Origin of the sequence: Mesorhizobium sp. J428, assembly GCF_024699925.1 — a bacterium.
Taxonomy (GTDB): Bacteria; Pseudomonadota; Alphaproteobacteria; order Rhizobiales; family Rhizobiaceae; genus Mesorhizobium_A.
The window spans coordinates 598,379-620,617 of the sequence record NZ_JAJOMX010000001.1 but is presented as its reverse complement, the minus strand read 5'-3'; the positions used below and the strand labels follow the sequence as shown (position 1 = coordinate 620,617).

Here is a 22,239-nt window from a genome sequence, read left to right as displayed (position 1 = left end):
TTGCGGCGTCGCGTTCGCGCGGCGCCGTCGGATCGGACGAGGGATCGGGCATGTCCAAGGACTGGATCATCTGGGCCGTCACCGCGTGGATTGTCGTCTTCATGATGGCAGGTCAGGCGGTCGCGACCTGCCTGCTCGGGGCGGGTATTCTCGGCATCATTCTGTGGATCGGGCCGGGCGTGCTCAACGGCATCATCGGAACCGATACGTTCTACACGGCGTCCACCTACACGCTGTCGATCATTCCGCTTTATCTCCTCATGGCGCAGCTGCTGCTGAAGGGCGGCGTCATCGTCGACTTGTTCCGCGTCGGCCACCGCATCGCCGGCTACCGGCGCTTTCCGCTCGGTGTCGCAACGCTCATCACCGGCGGCCTGCTCGGCGCGGTGTCCGGCTCCGGCACGGCAAGTGCGGCCGCGCTCGCCACGCTCGCCGGCCCGGAGCTGCAGCGCGTCGGCTACACGCGCAGCTTCTCCGTAGCGCTCGCAGCCATTTCCGGCTCGCTGTCGGTCATCATCCCGCCAAGCCTGCTGATCATGATCTACGGCTCGCTGACGGAGACGCCGATCGGCCACCTGTTCATCGGCTCGATCGGGCCGGCGCTTCTGTGCATCCTCGTCTATGTCGGATGCCTCTATGCCTTCGGCGATGTCGTTCCCGGCGTCGAGGACGGCGTGCGCGGCGAGGTCGAGGACGACGATCCGGCGACGACGCGCCGCTCGGTCAGCGCCTTCATCTTCGTCGTGGCGCTGATGGTCGTTGTCTTCGGCGGCATTTACGGCGGCATCGTTACCGTGGGCGAGGCCGGTGCGCTGGGGGCCTTCGCGGCCTTCGTCGGCATGATCGCGATGCGCCGCGTCGGGCTCGGCGACATCGGCCGCGCGCTGGTCGATTCCGTCAAGGTTTCGGCGATGCTGCTCATGCTGCTCATCGCGGCACAGATCTTCTCGCGCTTCATGTCCTTCTCGCGCCTGCCGACGGAACTGCTCCACTTCGCCGAGCCGCTGGTCGCCAATCCGACCGCGCTGATCCTCGTCCTGATGCTGGGCCTGTTCGTCGCCGGCATGGTGCTCGAGGAAGTGACCATCATCGTCCTCTCGATCCCGATCGTGCTGCCGATGGTGCAGGCTGCCGGCGTGGACCTCATCTGGTTCGGCGTCATCGCCTGCTTCGTCATTTCGCTCGGCCTGCTCACACCGCCCGTCGGTCTCGTCGCCTTCTCGGCCGCGACAGCGGCGCGAACGCCGGTCGGACCGGTGTTCCGGCCGTGCATGCTGTTTTCCTCGATCTCCGCCTTTGTGGTCGTCGCAGCGATGATGCTCTTCCCCGGCATTGCCACCTGGCTGCCGAGCCACCTGAACTGAGGTCCGCCCATGCGTTTCTGGAGAGCGATCTGGGCGTTCGAATGGGGCCTCGCGGCGGTCGGGGCGGGCTCGATGCTGTTCATCATGATGATGGTGACCGTCATCAGCGTCGCCGGCCGCTATTTCCTGCAGATGGACCTGATCCCCGGCGCCTACAACATCGTCGAGCGCATCCTCTTCCCGCTGCTCGTCTTCTGGGCGATGCCGATCGCCCATCGCGACGGGCTGTTCCCGCGGCTGGAGACCTTCGCGGACGCGCAGCCGCCGCGCCGGCGGGCACTGATCGCGGCTGTGGCCATGATCGTCGAGATCGCCGTCTATGCCGTCTTCATGTGGTTCATCTTCCGCTTCGTCTGGGGCAGCATCGTCCAGAACCGGACGATGCAGATCGGCACCAACTTCCTGCCGCTCTGGCCGATCCTGGTGATGATGCCGCTCGCCTTCGGCCTGATGATCCTGGAGATGGCGCGTCTCCTCTACCGCGATATGCGCCGCCTTCTCGGACTGCCGGTCTCCGGCGCCGCCGATGTGCATAATGGAAGTTCAGCAGTATGACAGCGAGTGCCCTTCGCATGCGTCGGGATGGTCCCGTCCCGTTCGACCCGACCGCCGTCGAGGCGATCCGCTCGACGCTCGCCGCCTTCGCCAGCGCGCAGGTGGGCGGCGCGGTCGAGATCGGCCCGCTCAGGCGCTTCACCGTCGGCTTCTCCTGGGTCACCTACGGCTTCCAGGCGAAGTGGTCGGAGGGTGGCGTCGCTATCGAGCGCGACCTGATCCTGCGGGCCGGGCCGCCGACGGGCATCTTCGGGCCGTATCACGCCTATCCCGAATTCGTGACGCTCAAGGCGCTCTCCGACAGTGCCGTGCCGGTGCCGCGCGTCTACTGGTACAGTGACGACACCTCGATCCTCGGCGCGCCCTTCTTCGTCTGCGACCTCGTCCCCGGCGAGGCGCCGATCCCGTGGACGCATGATGGCGGTCCGGCCTTCGACGAGGAGCGGCGCGTGCTGCTCGGCACCCAGTTCGTGGCTGCCCTTGCCGCCCTGCACAAGTTCCGCTGGGAGGACACGCCGGTCGCCTCGATCGACGGCACCAAGGATGTCCGCCGTACGGCAGGCGAGCAGGTCGACAACTGGATGGCGAACCTCGCCCGCTGGTCGCCTGGCCGCGTGCCGATGCTGGAGCTTGCTGCCGCCTGGCTGCGCGAGAACGCGCCGGTCGCCTCGCGCATCTCGATCACCCATGGCGACTATCGCATCGGCAATTTCCTCGAGGTCGACGGCGAGATCACCGCCATCCTCGACTGGGAACTGGTCCGGCTCGGCGATCCGGTGGAGGATCTCGGCTGGGTCTGCCTGCAGGCCTGGCGCGGCCGCTCGCCCTATATGTGCCATTTCTTCGAGCGCGAGGAGCTGCGCGACCGCTACGGCGCGCTCACCGGCCACGAGGTCTCGCTCGCCGACATGGCCTATTGGGAGGCGTTCGGCACCTTCAAGCTCGCCATCATGCATTACGGCGCGACCGACTGCTTCGCCCGCCGCGGCTTCAACGATCTCAGAATGGCCGGCATGGGGGCGCAGATCCCGCGCCTGCTGCTGCAGGTGGAATCGGCAATGGAGCGCGCCTCGTGAACATTCCGCTGCAACGCATGATCGACGGCATCATCGCCACCATGCGCTCCGACGTCATCCCGCACGTCGCCGACTCCTATGCCCGCGGCCAGGCCGTCGGCGTCATCGACCTCTTGAACAACATCGCGCCGCGCGTCGAGTGGGCGCAGGCGCCGCTTGCCCGGCAGATCGAGGAGAAGCGTGCGCTTCTCGCCGGCATCGCCGAGGTCGTGCCCGGCGCGCTGCCTGACACGGCCGACGCGCAGGCCGCCACAGCGGAGGAACTGCTTCTCGCCAAGGGCATGCTCGACGCTGCGATCGGCGATGCGATCGCGGCGATCTGGCCGCGCCGGCACGAGCCGGATTTCGCGCGTGCCGCCGCGCTCGTCCAGGCGCACCTGCACGACGAGATGGCCGCCGAAATGAAGATCACGCGCAAGCCGCTGTTCGCCGAGATCGCGAGCGGCGGCGACGGCGCCAAAGTGTGATGAAGGCAGCATGACTGCGAGGTTGAACCATGACCTATCATCTTGATCCCAGAATGCCGCCCCCCGACCAGTGCATCCAGCGCTACATGCTGGAGCGCTGGACAAAGGCGCAGCCGGACAAGGTCTTCGCCGTCTTCCAGGACGGCGAGACCTGGACCTATGCCGACACGCTGCGCGAGGCGATCACCACCGCCAATGCCTTGAAGGCGCTGGGTGTGAAGCAGGGCGAACGCGTGCTGTGCTGGCTGCCCAACAGCGCCGACTGCCTGCGCGCCTGGTTCGGCCTCAACATGCTGGGCGCGGTCTTCGTGCCGATCAACCTTGCCTATCGCGGCAACCTTCTGCGCCATGCGGTCAAGCTCTCGGAAGCCCGCCTCGGCCTGATCCACGCCGACCTGCACCAGCGCCTCGGCGAGGTCGAGCTCAGCCGGCTGGAGGAGATCGTGGTCCTCGGCGGCGCCGGCCAGGACGTCACGGGCCTCAAGGTTCACCAGTCGCAGGCATTCAAGTCGACGGATACGACCGCGCCCGCGCTGGAGCGCGAGATCGCGCCGTGGGACATGCAGTCGATCATCTTCACCTCGGGAACGACTGGTCCGTCCAAGGGCGTCATGTCGTCCTACATGCATCTCTATTCGATGGCGAAGGCGGCGCCCTTCCTGCGTTCCGACGAACGCTACATGGTCAACCTGCCGATGTTCCATTCCGGCGGCGTCATGCCGGTGACTGCCATGCTCGTCCATGGCGGCTCGATCGTCATGGTCGACGCCTTCGACACGAACACGTTCTGGGACACGATCCGGCAGCGGCAGATCACGACTGTCATCCTGCTCGGCGTGATGGGCGGCTTCCTGCTCAAGCGTCCGCCGAGCCCCGACGACAAGAACCACACGCTGCGCACCTGCACCTATGTGCCGCTCAACGACACCGCGCCGCAGTTCCACGAGCGCTTCGGCACCGAGGTGCACACGCACTTCAACATGACCGAGATCTCGATGCCGATCGTATCGGATCCCAATCCGACAGCGCTGGGCAGCGCCGGCAAGATGCGCTCCGGCGTCGAGGTGCGGATCGTCGACGAGAACGATTGCGAGGTGCCGGTCGGCGCGGTCGGAGAGCTCATCGTCCGCACGGAATGCCCGTGGGCACTGAACCACGGCTATGCCGGCAACCCCGAAGCCACGGCCACGGCCTGGCGCAATGGCTGGTTCCACACCGGCGACGGCTTCCGCAAGGATGCCGAGGGCAACTTCTACTTCGTCGACCGGCTCAAGGACGCGATCCGCAGGCGTGGCGAGAACATCTCCTCCTTCGAGGTGGAATCCGAAGTTCTCTCCCATCCGGCAGTGCGCGAGGCGGCCGCGGTGGCGGTGAAGAGCGAGATCGCCGAGGACGAGGTCATGGCCGTGGTGGCCCTCAAGGAGGGCGTCGAGTTCGATCCCGCCGAGCTGATCGAGTTCCTGCGCCCGCGCATGGCCCACTTCATGATCCCCCGCTACGTGCGCGTCGTCGACGGCCTGCCGCGCACGCCGACGGCGAAGATCGAGAAGGTGAAGCTGCGCGAGGCCGGCATCACCGACGACACCTGGGACCGCGATGCCGCCGGCATCCGCATCAAGCGCGAGAAGGTCGGGCTGAAGAGCGCCTGACGGAGAATGATCGATGTTCGCTGAACTGTCCCCTCATGCCACGGCCCTGCGCGACAAGCTCGTCGCCTTCATGGAAGAGCACGTCTACCCCAACGAGCACGCGCTGCTGAAGCCGCCGCGCGAGGCGGAGAAATGGTCGCCGCGTCCGCTGGCCATGGAGCTGATGCAGAAGGCCAAGGCCGCCGGCCTGTGGAACCTGTTCTACAACCACGGCCCGGAAGGACAGGGCCTGTCGAACTGGGAATATTCGCAGCTCTGCGAGATCCTCGGCCGCTCGCTCGCCGCGCCGGAGATCTTCAACTGCAACGCACCCGACGTCGGCAACATGGAGATCATCTCCATGTATGGCACCGATGCCCAGAAGGAGCGCTGGCTGAAGCCGCTGCTCACCGGCGAGATCCGATCCTGCTTCGCCATGACCGAGCCGCGCGTCGCCTCGTCCGACGCCACCAATATCGAGACCGACATCCGCCGCGATGGCGACCACTACGTCGTCAACGGCCGCAAGTGGTGGACGACAGGTGCCAATTCCGAGCGCTGCAAGGTAGCGATCGTGATGGGCAAGAGCGACCGCTCGGCGCCGAAGCACAAGCAGCAGTCGATGATCCTCGTGCCGATGGAAACGCCCGGCGTGACGGTCGAGCGGGCGCTGAGCGTCTACGGCTACGAGCACGCGCCCCTCGGCCATGGCGAGGTCGTGTTCGACAATGTCCGCGTGCCGGCCGAGAACATTCTCCTCGGCGAGGGCAGGGGGTTCGAGGTCGCTCAGGGGCGGCTCGGCCCCGGCCGGATCCATCACTGCATGCGCTTCATCGGGCTCGCCGAGCGCGCGCTGGAGATCATGTGCGAGCGGGCGAGGTCGCGCACTGCCTTCGGCTCCAGCTTCGCCGAGATGGGCGCCATCCGCCAGGCGATCGGCCAGTCGCGCTGCGACATAGAGCAGGCCCGCCTCGTCACGCTCAAGGCGGCATGGACGATGGACAGGCTCGGCAACAAGGCCGCGCGCAACGAGATCGCCGTCGCCAAGATCGTCGTGCCCGAGACCGCCGGCAAGGTGATCGACCGTGCGATCCAGGTGCATGGCGGGGCCGGCCTGTCGCAGGACTTCTTCCTGGCCGAGGCCTTCGCCGAAACCCGCTTCCTGCGCATCGGCGACGGGCCCGACGAGGTCCATCGCGAGGCGCTCGCCCGAGTCGAGCTCGGCAAGCTGAACTGAGGACAGACCATGATTCCACTGCAAGTCGGCCAATCCGCCATGACGGCGGGCCGCACCATCGGGGAAGGGGACGTGAACCTGTTCGCCGGCCTCGTCGGCGATTTCACGCCGATCCATGTCGACGAGACCTTCGCCAGGACGTCGCCGCACGGAACCCGCATCGCGCATGGCCCGCATTCGATGGCGACGGCGATCGGCATGGCGACGCATACCGGCCTGTTCGGGGAACGCGTCATCGGCCTCGTCAACATCAGCTGGGATTTTTCAGGCGCGGTGAAGATCGGCGACACGGTCCGCTCACGGGTCACGGTCGAGGAGGTGCGTCCCACCTCCAAGCCCGGGCGCGGGCTCGCGACCTACGGTTTCGAGGTCCTGAACCAGCGGGACGAGCAGATCCAGCGCGGGCGCATGAAGGTCATCGTGCGCCTCGACGACAAGGCGGAGGCCGGACAGTGAGCGACGACAAATACATCATGCGGCCCGAGCACGAGTTCACGCACCAGCCGGACTCGTCGGTCAACTTCAACGAGAGCGTCTACACGAATGCCTTCGACTCGAAGGGCGAGTTCGGCGGCTGGATGCGTCTCGGCAACCGCGTCAACGAAGGCTACGCCGAGCTTTCGGTCTGCCTCTACCTTCCGGACGGACGCATCGCCTGCCAGTTCCAGCGCCCGGCGATCACCAGCAACGACAGGCATGAGGCCGGCGGCATCAAGTATACCGTCAACGAGCCGCTCAAGAGCGTGACGATGAGCTATGACGGCGAGCTCATCATCGTCGACAATCCGGAAGATCTGCGCAATCCGCAGGAGCTGTTCGCAAAGGGACCGCGGCTGCCCGGCCACGCCTCGTGGACGCATGTGGCGGAATCGCCCGTCCATGGCGGCGAGCCGGTCGACGACACGGTCCAGACGATGTACGGCCGCGACTTCTCGCTTGGCCACTTCAACCAGCACAGCCGCGCCAAGGGCGTCATCAAGGTCGGCGACCAGAGCTGGGAGATCGACGGCCACGGCTGGCGCGACCACTCCTGGGGCCCGCGCTACTGGCAGGCCATCTACTTCTACCGCCTCTTCCTCGCCAATTTCCCGAACGGCGACGGCTTCATGCTGCTCAAGATCACCGACCAGTCCGGCAATGTGCGCCGCCAGGGCGTGCTGCTCGTCGACGGCGAGTACGAGGAGGTGATGGACCTCGAGGTGCAGACCGACTGGACCGGCAAGCAGGATCCCGCCTTCGTCCGCCTCGGCGTGATGACGGCGAAGCGCAAGGTAAGGATCGACGGAGAAATCCTCCAGCTCGCGCCGCTGCGCAATCGCCGCAAGACGGAAGAGGGCGTTCTCGTGAGCCGCGTGGCCGAAGGCTTCACCCGGTTCACCTGGGGCGATCAGGTCGGATACGGCATGACCGAATACATCGAGCGGATCGAGGACGGAAAGATCGTCGGCTACCCTCTCTGAGGGCTGGCGGACGCTGTGCATCGGATTTTGATGGGCCTAATTCATTAGTGTCCCATCAAGGTCAGAATTTGTCTGTTTTTTGCAAAATCAGCCGCCTATCGCACATTTTGCTTTTTACCGGCACCGAAAATCTGATTGACAGTTCTGCGTATTAGTGAACATCATTCATTAGATCTCGCAGCCTGGATGGGTGCGGTGGGGAGGAGACCACACCGATGTTGAGAGGCCTCTCTCAGGAACGTATCGTGCTGGTGATCGCGGTGGCGCTGTTCGTCGCTTTCTCGGTCGCGCTTCCCGGTTTCCTCGATCCGGGCAACCTGCTCTCGCTCGTCCAGAACGTATCGATCCTCGGCATCCTTGGAGTCGGCATGGCCATCGCCATCATCGGGCGCGGCATCGACCTGTCGGTGCTGTCGACCATGCCGATCTCGGTCGCCTGGATGCTCTCGCTCGTGAATGACGGGCTGCCGCTGTGGCTGGCGCTGCTCTGCGCGCTCGCCTTCGTCATCGTCGTCGGCATCATCAACGGCGTGCTGATCGCCTATGTCGAGATCCCGGCGATCTTCGCCACGCTTGCCATGGGCATCGCCATCTACGGCTTCGGCAAGGCCTATCTGGTGCCGATCGAGGCCGTCTACGTCGGCGGCGACCGCTCGTCCTGGTTCTATTCGATCGGCAGCGGGCGTGTGCTCGGCGTGCCGACGCCGGTCATCGTCTTCGCGTTGGTGGCGCTCGTCGCCTGGCTGTTCCTGCGCTACCTCAAGCCCGGCCGCTTCATCTACGGCATGGGCGACAACCCCGCCGCCGCGCGCATCACCGGCATCCCGGTCCGGCCGATGATCGTCGTCCAGTATGTGCTGATCTCGATCATCGCGCTGATCGCCGGCATCGTCATGGCCACCGCCCTGTCGCAGATCAACACCCGCCTCGCGCTGTCGACCATGGTCTACGACGTCATCCTCGTCGTCGTGCTGGGCGGCATCGGCCTGTCGGGCGGCAAGGGCGGCATCCGCAACGTCATCGTCGGCACCATCCTGATCGGCATCCTGCTCAACGGCATGACGATCATGAACCTGACCTACACCGTCCAGAGCATCCTCAAGAGCGTCATCCTGCTCGCGGCGATCGTGGTCGACACCCTGCTCAACCCCCGTGACGAACAGACCGCTCAGCACGGGGACATCTGAACCGTCATTTCAAGTGGAGGAAAATGACATGTCTGGAATGAAGCTTCTCAAAGCGCTCGCCGCGACCGCGGCGCTGGTGATGACGGCGGGCGTCGCCGTCTCCGAACCTTACGACGACGGCCAGTCGAAGGGCTATTACGACGTGCTCAAGGGCAAGAAGGTCGCCTTCGTGCCGCTGTCGATGGGCTTCGACCTCACCGAGGGCTGGAATGCCGGCCTGCAGAACCAGGCCAAGGCGCTCGGCTACACCGTCGACGTGCGCGACCCGAACTGGAACGTCGAGGCCGGCGTCCAGGCCGCCAACGGCTTCATCGCCGACAAGCCGGACGTGCTGATCCTGCACCCGCTCGACCAGCAGGCCTACAACCGCATCGTGCCGAAGGCGATGGCCGAGGGCATCAACGTCGTGCAGGTCAACCTCAAGTCGGTCACCAATGGCGACGCCTATGTGGGCGCCGACTGGTACGATCTCGGCCTCAAGCAGGCCCAGGCCATCGTGAAGGCGTGCGGCAAGGATTCGGGCAAGAACGGCAAGGTCGCCATCATCACCGGGCAGGCCGCCACCCCCACCATCGTCATCGGCAACCAGGCCTTCGACGACGTCTTCGCGCAGAACCCGGAGATCCAGGTCGTCGCCCGCCAGTCGGCCGACTTCGATCCCGCCAAGGCGCAGGCGATCACCTCGACCGTGCTGAAGCAGAACCCGGACCTGTGCGGCATCCTTGGCGTCTGGGACGGCCAGGACACCGGCACGGCCGCCGCTATCCGCGAGGCCAACATGCAGGATCAGGTCTACTTCGTCTCGTCGGGCGGCGGTTCGAAGGCGGCTGCCTGCGACAACATCGAGAACGGCAGCTTCGACGCCTATGTCAGCTACGACGTTCCCGGCCAGGCGCGCGACCTCAACGCGGCGGTCAAGATCCTGCTGCAGACCAAGCCGAAGCCCGGCAGCGCTCCCTTCGCGCTCTACACGCCGCTCAAGATCCTGACCAAGGACAATCTCACCCCCTCGTCCTGCTGGACGCTGGAGGAGATGAAGGCGTTCGGCGGCTGACAAGCACGCCTGCCTGACGGACCGGCGCGCCCGCCGCGCCGGTCGCTTTCCCGAACGTGCGATTGGAGACTGTGCAGATGGCGTCGTCGGAAACCTGGACACGCTGGCGATACCGGTATTCCGGACAAGTTCGTCGGCGAGATCCTGTCCAAGAGCTGGATCGACACGCTGATCCCGGTCACGATCCTGGCCGCGGTCTTCGCCTTCTTCAGCGTGGCGATGCCCGGCTTCCTCGGCGGCTCGAACCTCTCCGACATCGCCCAGATCTACGGCGAGTATCTCATCATCATCGTCGGCATCACCTTCGTGATGATGGCGGGCGGCATCGACCTGACCGTCGGCTCGGTCTTCGCCTTCTGCAACCTCGCGGCGCTGCTGCTCATCAATTCGATGGAGATCAACCTCGCCATCGGCATCCCGGCCGTGATGCTGCTCGGCGGCCTGATCGGCCTCGTCAACGGCGTGCTCATCGGCTATCTCGGCATGCGCGCCTTCCTCACCACGCTGGTGATGCTGATCATCGTGCGCGCGGTGGTCGACCAGGCGCTGCTCGACTACGGCCAGCAGATCATGCGCGGCTTCAATGCCTCGGCCGCCTGGGAGTTCATGGCGATCGGCAAGGTGTTCGGCATCCCGTCGAGCCTCGTCGTGGCGATCGTCATCGCCATCGTGGGCCACGTGGTGCTTACCCGCATGCGCTTCGGCTGGCACGTCATGGCCGTCGGCGGTTCGCGCCGCTCCGCCTACAATGCCGGCATCCGCGTCAAGCGCACCATCTGCGCCACCTACGTCCTCTCCGGCGTCCTGACCGGTCTCGCGGCCACCTTCTACGCGGCCCGCCTGTCCAGCGCCGGCACCGACGTCGGCAAGGGCCTCGAGGTGACGATGCTGACGGCGGCCGTGCTCGGCGGCATCTCGCTCGGCGGCGGCCGCGGCTCGATCGTCAAGGCGATGCTCGGCGCGATCATCATCCTGCTCGTGCAGAACAGCCTGATCCGCATGGGGCTCACCAGCGGCACCTCGTCCCTCGTCCTCGGCCTGATCCTGCTTGCCGCCGTCGCCATCGACGTGCGCTGGGTCAAGAACCGTCACAAGGTGCTGGCGCGCGCCTATGTCTCGCCGACCTATTTCGCCCTGCCGCCGCTGCCGGAAACGGCAGAAGGCTCCGCGTCGCCCTATGCGCTGAACGACAAGCTGCGCGGCGTGGAGGCCATCGGGCTCGGCGAACTCGACGGGCCGGAGGACGTCATCTTCGACAAGGATGACAACCTCTACTGTGGCTCGCGCCACGGCGACGTCATCCGCTTCTTCGCGCCCGACCACACGCGCTGGGAGGTCTTCGCCCATATCGGCGGCCACCCGCTCGGCTTCGCCTTCGACGCGCAAGGCAACCTGCACACCTGCGTCGGCGGCATGGGCCTCTACAAGATCTCGCCCGCCGGCGAGGTCACGAAACTCTCCGACGAGACCAACCGCTCGCTGCTCTCGATCGTCGACGACTCCCGCCTGCGCCTTGCCGATGACCTCGACATCGCGCCCGACGGCAAGGTCTACTTTTCCGAGGCAACCGTCCGCTACGAGATGTACGACTGGATGGTCGACGCGTTGGAAGGCCGCGGCAACGGCCGCATCATCTGCTACGACCCGAAGACCAATTCCTCGCGCACCGTGCTGCCGAACCTGCAGCTTCCCAACGGCATCTGCGTTGAGAAGAGCGGCCAGTCGCTGCTCTTCGCCGAGACCTGGGGCTGCCGCATCACCCGCTGGTATTTCGACGGGCCGAAGAAGGGCCAGAAGGAAGTCGTCATCGACAACCTGCCGGGCTATCCCGACAACATCAACCGCGCCTCCGACGGCACCTACTGGTGCGCGCTCTGCGGCATGCGCGCCCCGGTCTTCGACCTTGCGCTGCGCATGCCCTCCTTCCGCCGCCGCATGGTGCAGAAGGTCGGCCGCGACGACTGGCTCTACCCGAACATGAACACCGGCTGCGTCATCAAGTTCGACGCCGACGGCACCATCCTCGACGTGCTGTGGGACCTCGGCGGCGAGGCGCATCCGATGATCACCTCGATCCGCGAGCACAAGGGCTTCCTCTATCTCGGCGGCATCTACAACAACCGGGTCGGCAAGTACAGGATTCCGGATGCCGATCCGAACTGGACGTCGCTTGAGGACTACTGGGGGACGAAGTCGTGATCGGCGCTGTCAGACGGGCCTGGGACAATTTCCGCGGCAGCGGCGAGGCGGCGGTCACCGTGCCGCCGATGGACGGCGCGCTGCGCCCGAACCGCCTGCTGGAAGAGGCCGGGCTGGTTCTCGCCGTCACCGCGCCGGACGATCTGGCGCTGGACGGCAAGGGCGTCGTCTTCAGCGCCGGCGCCGAGATCCGCCGTCTGACCCCGCACGGCTCCGAACCGGTGGCCGACCTCGGTTCCGACATCGCCGCGCTCGCGGCGTCGCCTAAGGGCCGCATCGCCGCCGCGCTCGCCGACGGCGGCCTCGCCGTCATCGAGCCCGACGGCCGCCGCGCGCTGGTGGACGAGCTCGGCGACGGCCCGATGCGCTGCATCACCGCGCTCGCCTTCGCTTCGGACGGCGAACTGCTCGTCGCGCAGGGCTCCTCGAGGCGCAGCCAGTCCGAATGGAAGCGCGACCTGATGGAGCGCCGCACCGACGGATCGGTGTGGCGCATCTCCACCGACGGCTCGCGCCAGACCCGCATCGCCTCCGGCCTCGGCTGGCCGCTCGGCATCGTCGTCGCGCCGGACGGCCGCCTGGTGGTCTCGGAAAGCTGGAAGCACCGGCTCGTCGCGCTCGCCGAAGGCCGCGGGCCGCAGCCCGTGCTCGCCGACCTGCCGGGCTATCCGGCGCGCATCCACCGCGATCCGGCCGGCGGCTACTGGCTGGCGCTGTTTGCGCCGCGCAACCAGATCATCGAGTTCGTGCAGCGCGAGCCGGCCTTCCTCGCGCGCATGATCGAGGAGATCGACGAGGCCTACTGGGCCGCCCCCTCGCTCAAGCCCTCGGCCACCTTCCTCGAGCCGCTGCAGGGCGGCGCGCAGAAGCATCTCGGCATGCTGAAGCCCTGGGCGCCGACGCGTTCCTACGGCCTCGTCGTCAGGCTCGACGAGGCGTTCCGCCCCGTCGCCTCCTGGCACAGCCGCGCCGACGGCACGCGGCACGGCGTGTTCTCTTGTCTGCCCGACGGCGACAGGCTGCTCGTCGCCAGCAAGGGCGGCGACGCCATCGTCGAGGTCCGCCCCGGTTCGAAACCGTCTTCGGGAGCCGCATGATGCAACCGCTCATCGAGATGAAGCAGGTCACCAAGGAGTATCGCGGCGTTCCCGCCGTCACGAAGGTCGACTTCGTGCTCCAGAAGGGCGAGGTTCACGCGCTGCTCGGCGAGAACGGCGCCGGCAAGTCGACGCTGACCAAGATGATGTGCGGCGTCACGCAGGCCACCAGCGGCGAGATGCTGCTCAACGGCACGCCGGTCTCCTTCCACACCCCGGCGCAGGCGCTCGATCACGGCGTCGTCATGGTCTTCCAGGAGACCAGCCTCGTGCCCTCGATGACGGTGGCGCAGAACCTCTATCTCGGCGACGAGAACCTGTTCAACCGCATCCGCGGCCTCAACATCGCCGCGCAGACCTTCCTGCAGTCGCTGAACTTCAACGTGAACCCGACCGCGCTCGTCTCCTCCCTCGGCGCCGCCCACAAGCAGATGGTCGAGATCGCGCGCGCGGTGCGCAAGAACGTGCAGGTCATCATCTTCGACGAGCCCACCGCCTCGCTGACGCCGGAGGAAAAGCGCCATTTCTTCTCTTTGGTCGAGCGGCTGAAGAAGTCGGGCGTGTCGATCATCTTCATCAGCCACGCGCTGGAAGAGGCGCTGGCGATCGCCGACCGCATCACCGTGCTGCGCGACGGCGAGCTGGTCGCCAGCGACGCGGCGAAGAACTTCGACCGCGACAAGATCATCCGCGCCATGGTCGGCCGCTCGCTGTCCAACTCGCTCTACCGCCACGAGGCCGGCGAGGAGCCGCGCGCCGTCGGCGAGAAGGTGCTCTCCGTCCAGAACGTGTCGATGGGCGCGATCGTGCGCAACACCTCCTTCTCGATCTACAGCGGCCAGATCACCGGCATGTTCGGCCTGATCGGCTCCGGCCGCACCGAGGTCGCCAAGATCATCTCCGGTGTGGTCAAGCGCAACTTCTTCAACGGCGGCGAGATCCGGCTGCGCGACCGCTCGGTGCGCTACCGCGTGCCGCGCCAGGCGGTGCAGGACGGCATCGTCTACGTCACCGAGGACCGCAAGATCGAAGGCTTCTTCGAGACCATGACGATCCCCGAAAACCTCTACATGGGCGCGCTGGCCGCCGGCCTCACCAGCAGCTCCGTCGTCAACATGGCCGAGATGCGCGCGCTCGCCGCCGACTGGACGAAGACCCTCAACATCAAGGCGATCAACGCCAACGCCCGCGTCATCGAACTGTCGGGCGGCAACCAGCAGAAGGTCGTGATCTCGAAGTCGCTGGTGCAGAAGCCGAAGGTCATCATCTTCGACGAGCCGACCCGCGGCGTCGACGTCGGCGCCATCGCCGAGATCCACGCCTTCATCAACAGGCTGGCCGACGAAGGCCTCGCCATCGTCGTCATCTCCTCCTACCTCCCCGAAGTGATGAATCTCTCCGACCGCATCCTCGTCTGCCGCTCCGGCCGCGTGGTGGAAGAATTCGCGCCGTCGGAGGCGACCGAGGAGAAGATCATGTCGCCGCGGTGCATTGACGAGCGCCAATCCTCCCCTGCGAAGCGAGGGGTCCGAAGGACGGACGAGACAAGCGGCTCGCCCCGGCAGGGGACCACGCGAAGCGTGGAGGGAGGAACTGCCGAGTGCACTGGGCCACGCCCGGCAGCAGCGACGGACCGTCGCCTGAACGGCCGCGTGTCTGGTTACGACCTCATTTCGGTCGTGGCACTGCCATTTGCAAATCCCGAAAAGCGGACATTCGCATCGTTCCGGCCTTCGAAATCGCCGCCGCAAACATCAAATACCACGAAAAGATGCCGCGTTAGCTTGCGCAGTAATGTCGAGAGCAGACAAACCTACGTTTGCCGCCAACTTATATTCCGCCGCGATATCGGTCGAAAAGAACGAGGGATCGTCTGTTCCCAGCACGATAACACAACCTGCTGCGGCCAATCGACCAATGGGGTGCTTGCTGATCGAGGGATACAGATTTAAGGCAAGGTTACTCGTCAGGCACAACTCGAGCGGCACTTTTTCCGAAGCCAATTGGCGCGTGACCGACTCCGATTCTACTGCTCGGATCCCATGCCCTACACGTTCCAGTCCAAGCACCTCAATAGCCTCAATGATGGTATCTGGCCCTAAGTGCTCGCCGGCATGAGCCGTGGCGCGCAGACCCTCTGATCGAGCGATCCGGAACGCTTCTTCGAAATCGCTTGCAGCAAACAACCGTTCGTCGCCAGTTAGGCCGAAGCCAACCACTATGTCGTCCCGACGACTGACCGCTACTCTCGCCGCCTCTATGGCGGCAGTCGGCCCCAGATGCCGAACTGCGGTGGCAATCATTCGACAATCGATGCCGTGGGCCTCTAGCGCTCGATGACGCGCTGCGGACAATGCGGCGAGCTGATCTTCGAACGCTACACCGGCACGCATCAGATCAGGCGGCGACAGCATGAACTCGACATAGGTCGTGCCAAGTTGTGCGGACCGAGAAAGATAGTCGTAGGCGACCTCCTCGAGGTCTTGCGCGGTGACGATGACTGACGCGATATGGTCGTATGCGTGTAGAAAAGATGTGAAGTCTTGCCACCCAAATCCTTTTGCGGCCAATCGAGCCGCGTCGAGGTTCATTGAATTCCTTTTGGCAAGAGTAATAGCCATCGCCGGAGTAAGGGTGCCACGCAAGTGCACATGCAAATCGATCATCGACACTTTCTTCTCAAATATGTAAGCGTGGCAGACGGTTGTCGGCGCTATCGCGCTTGGAGTTGGACATGCGCTTAAGATTTATGTCAAGAAACGAACACAAGATCTCTGAGGCGTCCACTATATTGAAATCCGTTGGCGTCGAGCTCATTGCCGTACATCTTCCTATCGACGAACTACAGTCAGGTGATGTGCAGGCTATAGTGCGCAACAAAACGTTGCGGGCGTTTCACCTTTTGGGTCACCCTGTATTCGTGGAGCAGACTGGCCTATTTCTCCAGGATATGAATGGTTTCCCCGGAGGCCTCACGCAGGTGTTCTGGGACACCCTGAAAAAAGAGCGAGTCGCGCGCCTCTTCGGGGGCGGATCGGTTACTGCCAAAACCCAGATTGGGTTTTGTAATGGCCAGCAGATATTCCACTTCGAAGGCGCCATTGAGGGCACTATCGCGCGGGAACCTCGAGGCGATGACCGGTTCCAGTGGGACTGCGTTTTTATCCCCGAGGGGCATAAGCAGACCTTTGCAGAGATGGGCGAGAAAAAGAACGAGATATCGATGAGGAAACTCGCATTGGACGCTTTCGCGGCCCACTTGGAGAACAGCCGGCATGATTGATGAGCTTGCGGATCTGGTCTCTCGAAAGAAAGTTGTGTTGTTCGCTGGAGCGGGATTATCGGTTCCCTTAGGTCTGCCGAGTTGGTCGAGTCTTATCGGCCACATGGCGAGCGAACTCGGCTATGATCCGGAAGTCTTGGTGCCGGAGGGCGCCGACCATCTGCAAATTGCTGAGTTCTATAAACTCGAACGAAATAGCATTGGCGAACTCCGCAGTTGGATGGATCGGAGCTGGCACGTTTCCGACGATGTCCTGCTCAGGTCGCGTATCCACGAACAAATCGTCGAACTCGAATTTCCGCTGATCTACACGACAAACTACGATCGGAACCTTGAGCGCGTCCATGAACTCAAAGGCAAGCGCTTTAGTAAGATCAAATCGGTGCTCGACGTCGCCAACGCCGTGCCCGACGCTACACAGATAGTTAAGTTTCACGGAGATTTCGACGATGACGACTCTCTGGTTGTCACCGAGTCCGATTATTTTGAGCGGCTCCAATTCGAAGCCCCGCTCGATATCAAGTTTCGAGCCGACGTTCTGAGCCGCAGCATACTGTTTGTCGGCTACAGCCTAAACGATCTCAATATGCGTTTGCTTCTCTACCGGCTCCACAAAATGTGGGAGAAAGCCGGGTTCGCGGCTCAACGGCCTCCTTGTTTTATTTTTTTGCTTCGGCCGGACCCGGTTCGCGAGCGGGTATTGGCAAGCCGCGGCATTCGTACGATCGTTTCAGACTCTCTGAACCCAGGCACCGCGTTGGAAGAATTGTTCGACAAGCTGCTTTCCGCTCGCAGCAAGTTGGCTTGAGGCCCTAACTCCGGCTTCGTTGGATTGGGGGTGGCCAATCAACGATGATTTAATTGACCTGTGGCGGAAGATTTCCTGGGCCTTGGGCGTTGACTCTTCGTGTCTGCTTTCGTCCGCTGGCCGTCGGGAAGCTGCCGGTCTGCAACCCACCCCACTACCGCCAACCACGCCCCACGCGCTCGCGCGCACCGTTCCGCAACCGCGGCGATCGCGCTTCCCTATCTCCCCCGCAAGGGGCGAGATGCGCGCACCCTGTGCATCGATTTCCGCCCGCTCTCCCACCAACCCGTTGCCCCGCTCGGCATTCGCCATCCGCCATTCAATTTTCCATCCACCACCCTGCGCATCGCGGCGACACTGTTGCCGCGAAAGGAGGTGGCGGTGATCGATTGGGACGGGGTGATCGAACGGAATGTCAGGCTCTTGCGGGAGATCGTCGCCACGCTCGCCGCCATGGCCGGGCTCGACCTGTCCCTTGCGGCAGGGAATGGCTCGTCCGCGGCACTGGCCGGAGCCGGTGAGGGGTATCTGCCCCGTCCGACCCTGCCGCGCTGGGCCCACCGTGCCGTGTTCCGCCTGCTGCGTCCGGCCGAGGCCGCCCTGCGGCGGCTGATCATCGTCGCCGCCCGCGATCTGGTCGCCCCTGCGCCGGCCCTGCCTGCGATCGCGCGCAAGCGCGGGCCGCTGGTCGCGCACATCCCCGTCAGCCTCGGCCTGGCACTCGCACCCGCCGCGGCCGAAGCACCCGCCGCCGCGCCGGCGGCATCCGGCCGGCTTTCGTTCCCGCTCCTCGACCCTTTGCCCGACCCGACCGCCGCGTCGTTCCACATCCGCGCCTCGGGCGTGCCGCGTGTCTTCATTCCCGGCTGGACCACACCCTTTCCCGTCGCGCCCCGGCAGGAGCCGTCGCGCAACGATCCGCTCGAGGCCGGATATCTGCGCCGGCGCGTCGCAGCACTCAGCCGCGCGCTCGAGGACCTGCCGGGACAGGCCATGCGCCTCGCCCGCTGGCGGGCGCGTCGCGATGCCTTCCGCAAGGCCGGACGGCTCCACCGGCTGACGACGCTGCGCCCCGGCCGCGCCTACGGCCTGCACCGCCCCGGCTCGCCGCGCCGCCCGCACGAGGTCGACGACGTCCTGCGCGACCTGCACTACTTCGCCTGTGAGGCGCAGGAGCAGCACGATACGTCCTGATGCCGGCAGGAGATGTCTGCCTTTTTCCGCCCGCGTGGCCTCCGCACGGACGACGCCTTCGCGCGGAAAAAAGTAAAATTTTCCAGGCACTTCCCCGGTCGAGACGCCTCAGAACCATCGTTATCCTCGGCCTTGTGCCGAGGATCTACTGCCGCCGGATCGTCAGCCGCGCCGCTGCGCAAAGCCACAAACGTGGGAAGATCCTCGGCACAAGGCCGAGGATGACGGTGGCGAGGGCGCACCCAAAGCAGCGCAGCCGCGCCAACCGCACGCTCTACTTCAATCTCGACTCCAACTCACACAGCACGGAGGCTATTCCCTACTGCCTACTGCCTACTGCCTACTGCCTTACTGCCCTATTCCCCTACTCCCCTACTTCAGCTTCGCCTCCATCTCATGCCTCAAAATCTTCCCCGTGGTCGAGCGCGGGAAATCGTCGAAGCCGATGAAGTGCACCGCCTTGGGCCGCTTGTAGCCGGCGAGCTCCCGGCGGCAGAGTGCCTCGACGTCGCCTTCCGACAGGCTGTCGTCGCTGCGCGAAATGAACGCGACCGGAACCTCGCCCCAGCGGTCGTCCTTCTGCCGCACCACGATCGCGTCGCTGACGCGCGGGTCGGAGAGCAGCACCCGCTCGACCTCGGCCGGATAGATGTTCTCGCCGCCCGACTTGATCATGTATTTGGCCCGGTCGACGAAGTCGAAGCTGCCGTCTCCGTTGCGGCGGAACAGGTCGCCCATGCGGAACCAGCCGCCCTTGAAGTCGCGCGCATTGGTCTCGGGCGCGTTCCAGTAGCCGGAAAAGACGGTCGGCCCGCGCACCGAGGCCTCGCCCGGCTCGCCGTCCGGCACCTCGTCGCCGTTCGGATCGACCAGCCTGACGTCGCAGAACGAGCTCTTGCGCTTCGACAGTTTTTCCGGAACCACGCCGGGCGCCAGCAGGCAGGACGAGGCCGGCGCAAGGCCCGTTTCGGTGGAGCCGAACGAGTTGAGATAGGGCGCGCCGGCGAGCCGCGACAGTTCGGCGATCAGGTGGTTCGGCACCAGGTCCGCCATCGCCCCCACCGCGCGGATGCTTTTCGGCCGCCGTCCGGTCTTTTGCAGGATCTCGACCACCGGCTCGATCGAGCCCGGCATCAGCAGCATCCAGCCGAGTTCGTTCCCCTCCATCAGGTCGACGATCCGTTCCGCATCGAAACCGTCGACGACATGCACCGTCGCGCCCGACATCAGCGCGCCCAGCACCTGGTCGGTCGAGCCCATGTGGAACATCGGCGCCCAGGCGATGAAGCCGTCGCTCTCGCGCGCATGCATGTCGACGCGCAGCACCATGTTGCGCGCCATTTCGGCGCGGTGACTGATCAGCGCGCCCTTGGGCAGGCCGGTCGTGCCGCTGGTGTAGAGGATGACCAGCCCGTCCTCCGGGTCGACATGAGGAAGCTCTGCGAGGGGAGGGATGTCGGCGATCAGCCGGTCGTAGTCTTCTTCCAGCACCAGCAGTTTTCGTCCGCGCAGATCGAGCCCCCGCGCCGTCGCGGCGTAGCGCTGCGAGGCAATCACGAGCCGCGGCTCGACCAGATCGATGCAGTGCTGCAATTCGCTCAGTGCCAGCCGCCAGTTCTGGCAGGCGACGATCGCGCCGAGGCAGGCCGCGGCCAGCTCGATCTCGGCATATTCCTGCCGGTTCTCCGAGATCAGCGCGACGCGCTCGCCGCGCGCGATCCCGAGGCCTGCAAGGCCCGCCGCCAGCCGCAGCACGCGCTGGTCCAGCTCGCGATAGGTGATCTGCGCCGTCGCCGTGTTGAGCGCGATCGCTTCCGGGTCGCGCCGCACGCAGGCCCGGAACAGCCCGTGGACGGTCAGCTTTCCTGCGGCGGCGATGTCGTCGCGCCAGCTTTCGTTCGTCGATTGCATCGGGTCTCCTCCCTGGCGCAACGCGTGATGTCTCAGGCCGTCAGCCGGCCGGCTTGCCGGCCAGGCCCTCCAGCCTGTCGATCGCCCGCTCCAGCCGGTCGGCAAGGTCCGGCGCCTGGGGCAGGCGGCGGATCTGCAGGCCGCTCAGCACGAGGTCGACGATGGCGTCCGCCGTCGCGTCCGGATCGAACTGGCCCTCGCCGCGCAGATAGGCCCAGGTGTGGTGCTCGATGCAGCCGTAGATCATGTCCCGCACCAGTCTCAGCGCCACGTCGCCGCGCAGTTCGCCGGCGGCGATGCCCTCCTTGATGATGTCGAGCGTGCGGCGGGTATACTGCTTGTTGAGCTCGTAGACAGTGGTGTGGCTGTAGTCGCGACCGGTGCGCAGGAACTGGAACATCAGGTCGCAGAGCGCCGGCTCCTCGTGGATCGTCTTCAGGTGCCGCCAGATCATGAAGCGCAGCCGGTTGCGGGTGCCGCGGATGCCGGACAGCTGCTGGTCGTAGTCGGCCAGCATCGCCTCGTACCAGTCCTCGATCACCTTCACGAGCAGGTCGCGCTTGTTCTCGAAATAGCGGTAGATCGAGCCTTCGACGACGTTCGCCCGCACGGCGATGTCGGACATCGGCGCGTCCTCGTAGCCCTTTTCGCGGAAGACGTCGCGGGCGGCCGCCATGATGTCGGCGACCCGGCGTTCGCGTGAGAGCCTGAAGACCTGGCGGCGCGCTGTTCCGTTCTTCATCCGTCCTCCATCCGAAAAGCCGCCGGCCGCCTCTCGGCGAACGCGGCCATGCCTTCCCACCACTCGGCGCCTGCGGACGCGGCCAGAACGGCATCGAGGGCGATTCGGTCGGCCTCGTCCGGAGCTGCCGTTTCGCAGCGGCACAATGCGCGTTTGGTCTCCGCAACGGAAATGGGGCTGCACAGCAATAGCCTTTTGGCGAAGGCAAGCGCCGCATCGTCCAGCTCCGCGGCCGGGTGGACGGCCGTGGCGAGGCCCGCCGCCTTCGCATCCGCCGCGGTCAGCTGGTCGCCGAGCAGCGCCATCTCCAGCGCCTTCGCCCGGCCGACGACGCGAGCGAGCGACTGCACACCACCGGCGGCGGCGAGCGCGCCGAGCCGGGTTTCGGTCAGTCCGATACGCGCAGTGTCCGCCATCAGCCGGAAGTCGCAGGACAGCGCCAGTTCGCAGCCGCCGCCGAGCGCGAAGCCGTTGATCGCCGCGACCGTCACGAAAGGCGCCTCGCGCAGGCGGCTGAACACCCTGATGATCGGCTTGACGTAGTCGTCGCGGATCGCACGAGCGTTGCGATAGAGTGGCGAGGCGGGGTCGGTGAAGAGCTTGATGTGGGCGCCGCCGCAGAAGGTCTTGCCGGAGCCGGTGACGATCAGCACCCGCGCCTTGCTGGATGCGGCCTCATCGAACAGACGGTCGAGCGTCTCGAGGAGCTCGCTCGTCAGCGTGTTGTGCGTGTCGCGCCTGGTCAGCTTGATGCGCGCCACACCCGCAGCTGGCCATGAAAGCTCCGCCGCAATCTCGATTCCCGCCATTCCACCCCTCCACGCAATTCCGAAATTGCCCGTTGACAAACCGGATCGTTCATCCTCTTAATGAATACAATTCATCATTTCGCAGCCAAGTGCAAGACGAGACAACAGCACAGGCGACGATGTCGGGAGGGGCGCGATGAGTTTCAATGCCTGGGTTTCTTCGCCGGA

At 65.3% G+C, this 22,239-nt stretch carries 19 protein-coding genes and 1 pseudogene; 16 read left to right on the top strand and 4 right to left on the bottom strand.

All coding sequences use genetic code 11. The features are described 5' to 3' along the window. Positions 1 to 50 precede the first annotated feature (50 nt). The 13 genes and pseudogenes from LRS09_RS03175 (at position 51) to LRS09_RS03115 (ending at position 14,819) form a co-directional block, all read left to right on the top strand. Entirely contained in the window at positions 51 to 1,364 is a 1,314-nt protein-coding gene (locus tag LRS09_RS03175; protein ID WP_257804206.1) for a TRAP transporter large permease, read from the top strand. 9 nt (positions 1,365 to 1,373) lie between these two features. Beyond that, positions 1,374 to 1,919, top strand: a complete 546-nt coding sequence (locus tag LRS09_RS03170) for a TRAP transporter small permease (RefSeq protein ID WP_257804204.1) — start codon at positions 1,374 to 1,376, stop codon at positions 1,917 to 1,919. Then, entirely contained in the window at positions 1,916 to 2,995 is a 1,080-nt protein-coding gene (locus tag LRS09_RS03165; protein WP_257804203.1) for a phosphotransferase family protein, read from the top strand. Before LRS09_RS03170 ends, LRS09_RS03165 begins: the two co-directional genes overlap by 4 nt. Next, complete coding sequence (locus tag LRS09_RS03160; protein WP_257804202.1) at positions 2,992 to 3,462, top strand: hypothetical protein; 471 nt, start codon at positions 2,992 to 2,994, stop codon at positions 3,460 to 3,462. Before LRS09_RS03165 ends, LRS09_RS03160 begins: the two co-directional genes overlap by 4 nt. Before the next feature lie 29 nt (positions 3,463 to 3,491). Beyond that, a complete protein-coding gene (locus tag LRS09_RS03155; protein ID WP_257804201.1) occupies positions 3,492 to 5,111 on the top strand; it encodes an AMP-binding protein in 1,620 nt (539 codons plus the stop codon). A gap of 13 nt (positions 5,112 to 5,124) precedes the next feature. After that, positions 5,125 to 6,327 carry an acyl-CoA dehydrogenase family protein gene (locus LRS09_RS03150; RefSeq protein ID WP_257804200.1) on the top strand — a complete coding sequence of 401 codons (1,203 nt, stop codon included), beginning with the start codon at positions 5,125 to 5,127 and terminating at the stop codon, positions 6,325 to 6,327. Between the two features lie 9 nt (positions 6,328 to 6,336). Next, positions 6,337 to 6,783: a MaoC/PaaZ C-terminal domain-containing protein gene (locus LRS09_RS03145; protein WP_257804196.1), complete on the top strand. Its 447-nt coding sequence runs from the start codon at positions 6,337 to 6,339 to the stop codon at positions 6,781 to 6,783. Then, positions 6,780 to 7,787 carry a hypothetical protein gene (locus tag LRS09_RS03140; protein WP_257804194.1) on the top strand — a complete coding sequence of 336 codons (1,008 nt, stop codon included), beginning with the start codon at positions 6,780 to 6,782 and terminating at the stop codon, positions 7,785 to 7,787. Before LRS09_RS03145 ends, LRS09_RS03140 begins: the two co-directional genes overlap by 4 nt. A 215-nt stretch (positions 7,788 to 8,002) precedes the next feature. After that, positions 8,003 to 8,974, top strand: a complete 972-nt coding sequence (locus LRS09_RS03135) for an ABC transporter permease (protein ID WP_257804192.1) — start codon at positions 8,003 to 8,005, stop codon at positions 8,972 to 8,974. A 28-nt stretch (positions 8,975 to 9,002) separates the two neighbouring features. Then, positions 9,003 to 10,028, top strand: a complete 1,026-nt coding sequence (locus LRS09_RS03130; RefSeq protein ID WP_257804191.1) for a sugar ABC transporter substrate-binding protein — start codon at positions 9,003 to 9,005, stop codon at positions 10,026 to 10,028. 219 nt (positions 10,029 to 10,247) lie between these two features. Continuing rightward, positions 10,248 to 12,227: an SMP-30/gluconolactonase/LRE family protein gene (locus LRS09_RS03125; protein WP_308240272.1), complete on the top strand. Its 1,980-nt coding sequence runs from the start codon at positions 10,248 to 10,250 to the stop codon at positions 12,225 to 12,227. Beyond that, positions 12,224 to 13,324 carry a strictosidine synthase gene (locus LRS09_RS03120; protein WP_257804190.1) on the top strand — a complete coding sequence of 367 codons (1,101 nt, stop codon included), beginning with the start codon at positions 12,224 to 12,226 and terminating at the stop codon, positions 13,322 to 13,324. Before LRS09_RS03125 ends, LRS09_RS03120 begins: the two co-directional genes overlap by 4 nt. Next, a pseudogene (locus tag LRS09_RS03115) lies at positions 13,321 to 14,819 on the top strand (sugar ABC transporter ATP-binding protein). The gene LRS09_RS03120 and the pseudogene LRS09_RS03115 overlap by 4 nt, the downstream one beginning before the upstream one ends. A 259-nt stretch (positions 14,820 to 15,078) precedes the next feature. Here LRS09_RS03115 and add read toward each other — a convergent pair. Further along, the gene (add, locus tag LRS09_RS03110) at positions 15,079 to 15,990 is read right to left on the bottom strand and encodes an adenosine deaminase (RefSeq protein ID WP_257804189.1); all 912 of its coding nucleotides are present in this window, start codon (positions 15,988 to 15,990) and stop codon (positions 15,079 to 15,081) included. 68 nt (positions 15,991 to 16,058) lie between these two features. On the opposite strand from add, the gene LRS09_RS03105 reads away from it, so the two are divergent. From LRS09_RS03105 to LRS09_RS03095, 3 genes are all read left to right on the top strand, one after another. Then, the gene (locus tag LRS09_RS03105; protein ID WP_257804188.1) at positions 16,059 to 16,607 is read left to right on the top strand and encodes a non-canonical purine NTP pyrophosphatase; all 549 of its coding nucleotides are present in this window, start codon (positions 16,059 to 16,061) and stop codon (positions 16,605 to 16,607) included. Then, on the top strand, positions 16,600 to 17,415 hold the full coding sequence (locus LRS09_RS03100; protein WP_257804186.1) for an SIR2 family protein: 816 nt from the start codon (positions 16,600 to 16,602) through the stop codon (positions 17,413 to 17,415). Before LRS09_RS03105 ends, LRS09_RS03100 begins: the two co-directional genes overlap by 8 nt. A 381-nt stretch (positions 17,416 to 17,796) precedes the next feature. Further along, positions 17,797 to 18,609, top strand: a complete 813-nt coding sequence (locus LRS09_RS03095) for a hypothetical protein (RefSeq protein ID WP_257804184.1) — start codon at positions 17,797 to 17,799, stop codon at positions 18,607 to 18,609. A gap of 372 nt (positions 18,610 to 18,981) precedes the next feature. Here the strand turns inward: LRS09_RS03095 and LRS09_RS03090 are convergent, their stop codons facing one another. The 3 genes from LRS09_RS03090 to LRS09_RS03080 are packed head-to-tail and all read right to left on the bottom strand — an operon-like array spanning position 18,982 to position 22,071. Beyond that, positions 18,982 to 20,520 (bottom strand): class I adenylate-forming enzyme family protein, encoded by a 1,539-nt coding sequence (locus tag LRS09_RS03090; RefSeq protein ID WP_257804183.1) that lies wholly within the window; start codon positions 20,518 to 20,520, stop codon positions 18,982 to 18,984. A gap of 40 nt (positions 20,521 to 20,560) precedes the next feature. Then, complete coding sequence (locus tag LRS09_RS03085) at positions 20,561 to 21,262, bottom strand: TetR/AcrR family transcriptional regulator (RefSeq protein ID WP_257804182.1); 702 nt, start codon at positions 21,260 to 21,262, stop codon at positions 20,561 to 20,563. After that, positions 21,259 to 22,071, bottom strand: coding sequence for an enoyl-CoA hydratase/isomerase family protein (locus tag LRS09_RS03080; RefSeq protein WP_257804181.1), 813 nt, complete (start codon positions 22,069 to 22,071; stop codon positions 21,259 to 21,261). Before LRS09_RS03080 ends, LRS09_RS03085 begins: the two co-directional genes overlap by 4 nt. Positions 22,072 to 22,239 lie beyond the last annotated feature (168 nt).

What these genes read in the sequence shown, in the direction of transcription:
- LRS09_RS03175 (WP_257804206.1), top strand. Translation starts at nt 51, where the DNA reads ATGTCCAAGGACTGGATCATCTGGGCCGTCACCGCGTGGATTGTCGTC.
- LRS09_RS03170 (WP_257804204.1), top strand. Translation starts at nt 1,374, where the DNA reads ATGCGTTTCTGGAGAGCGATCTGGGCGTTCGAATGGGGCCTCGCGGCG.
- LRS09_RS03165 (WP_257804203.1), top strand. Translation starts at nt 1,916, where the DNA reads ATGACAGCGAGTGCCCTTCGCATGCGTCGGGATGGTCCCGTCCCGTTC.
- LRS09_RS03155 (WP_257804201.1), top strand. Translation starts at nt 3,492, where the DNA reads ATGACCTATCATCTTGATCCCAGAATGCCGCCCCCCGACCAGTGCATC.
- LRS09_RS03150 (WP_257804200.1), top strand. Translation starts at nt 5,125, where the DNA reads ATGTTCGCTGAACTGTCCCCTCATGCCACGGCCCTGCGCGACAAGCTC.
- LRS09_RS03145 (WP_257804196.1), top strand. Translation starts at nt 6,337, where the DNA reads ATGATTCCACTGCAAGTCGGCCAATCCGCCATGACGGCGGGCCGCACC.
- LRS09_RS03135 (WP_257804192.1), top strand. Translation starts at nt 8,003, where the DNA reads ATGTTGAGAGGCCTCTCTCAGGAACGTATCGTGCTGGTGATCGCGGTG.
- LRS09_RS03130 (WP_257804191.1), top strand. Translation starts at nt 9,003, where the DNA reads ATGTCTGGAATGAAGCTTCTCAAAGCGCTCGCCGCGACCGCGGCGCTG.
- LRS09_RS03125 (WP_308240272.1), top strand. Translation starts at nt 10,248, where the DNA reads ATGCCCGGCTTCCTCGGCGGCTCGAACCTCTCCGACATCGCCCAGATC.
- add (WP_257804189.1), bottom strand. Translation starts at nt 15,990, where the DNA reads ATGATCGATTTGCATGTGCACTTGCGTGGCACCCTTACTCCGGCGATG.
- LRS09_RS03105 (WP_257804188.1), top strand. Translation starts at nt 16,059, where the DNA reads ATGCGCTTAAGATTTATGTCAAGAAACGAACACAAGATCTCTGAGGCG.
- LRS09_RS03100 (WP_257804186.1), top strand. Translation starts at nt 16,600, where the DNA reads ATGATTGATGAGCTTGCGGATCTGGTCTCTCGAAAGAAAGTTGTGTTG.
- LRS09_RS03090 (WP_257804183.1), bottom strand. Translation starts at nt 20,520, where the DNA reads ATGCAATCGACGAACGAAAGCTGGCGCGACGACATCGCCGCCGCAGGA.
- LRS09_RS03085 (WP_257804182.1), bottom strand. Translation starts at nt 21,262, where the DNA reads ATGAAGAACGGAACAGCGCGCCGCCAGGTCTTCAGGCTCTCACGCGAA.
- LRS09_RS03080 (WP_257804181.1), bottom strand. Translation starts at nt 22,071, where the DNA reads ATGGCGGGAATCGAGATTGCGGCGGAGCTTTCATGGCCAGCTGCGGGT.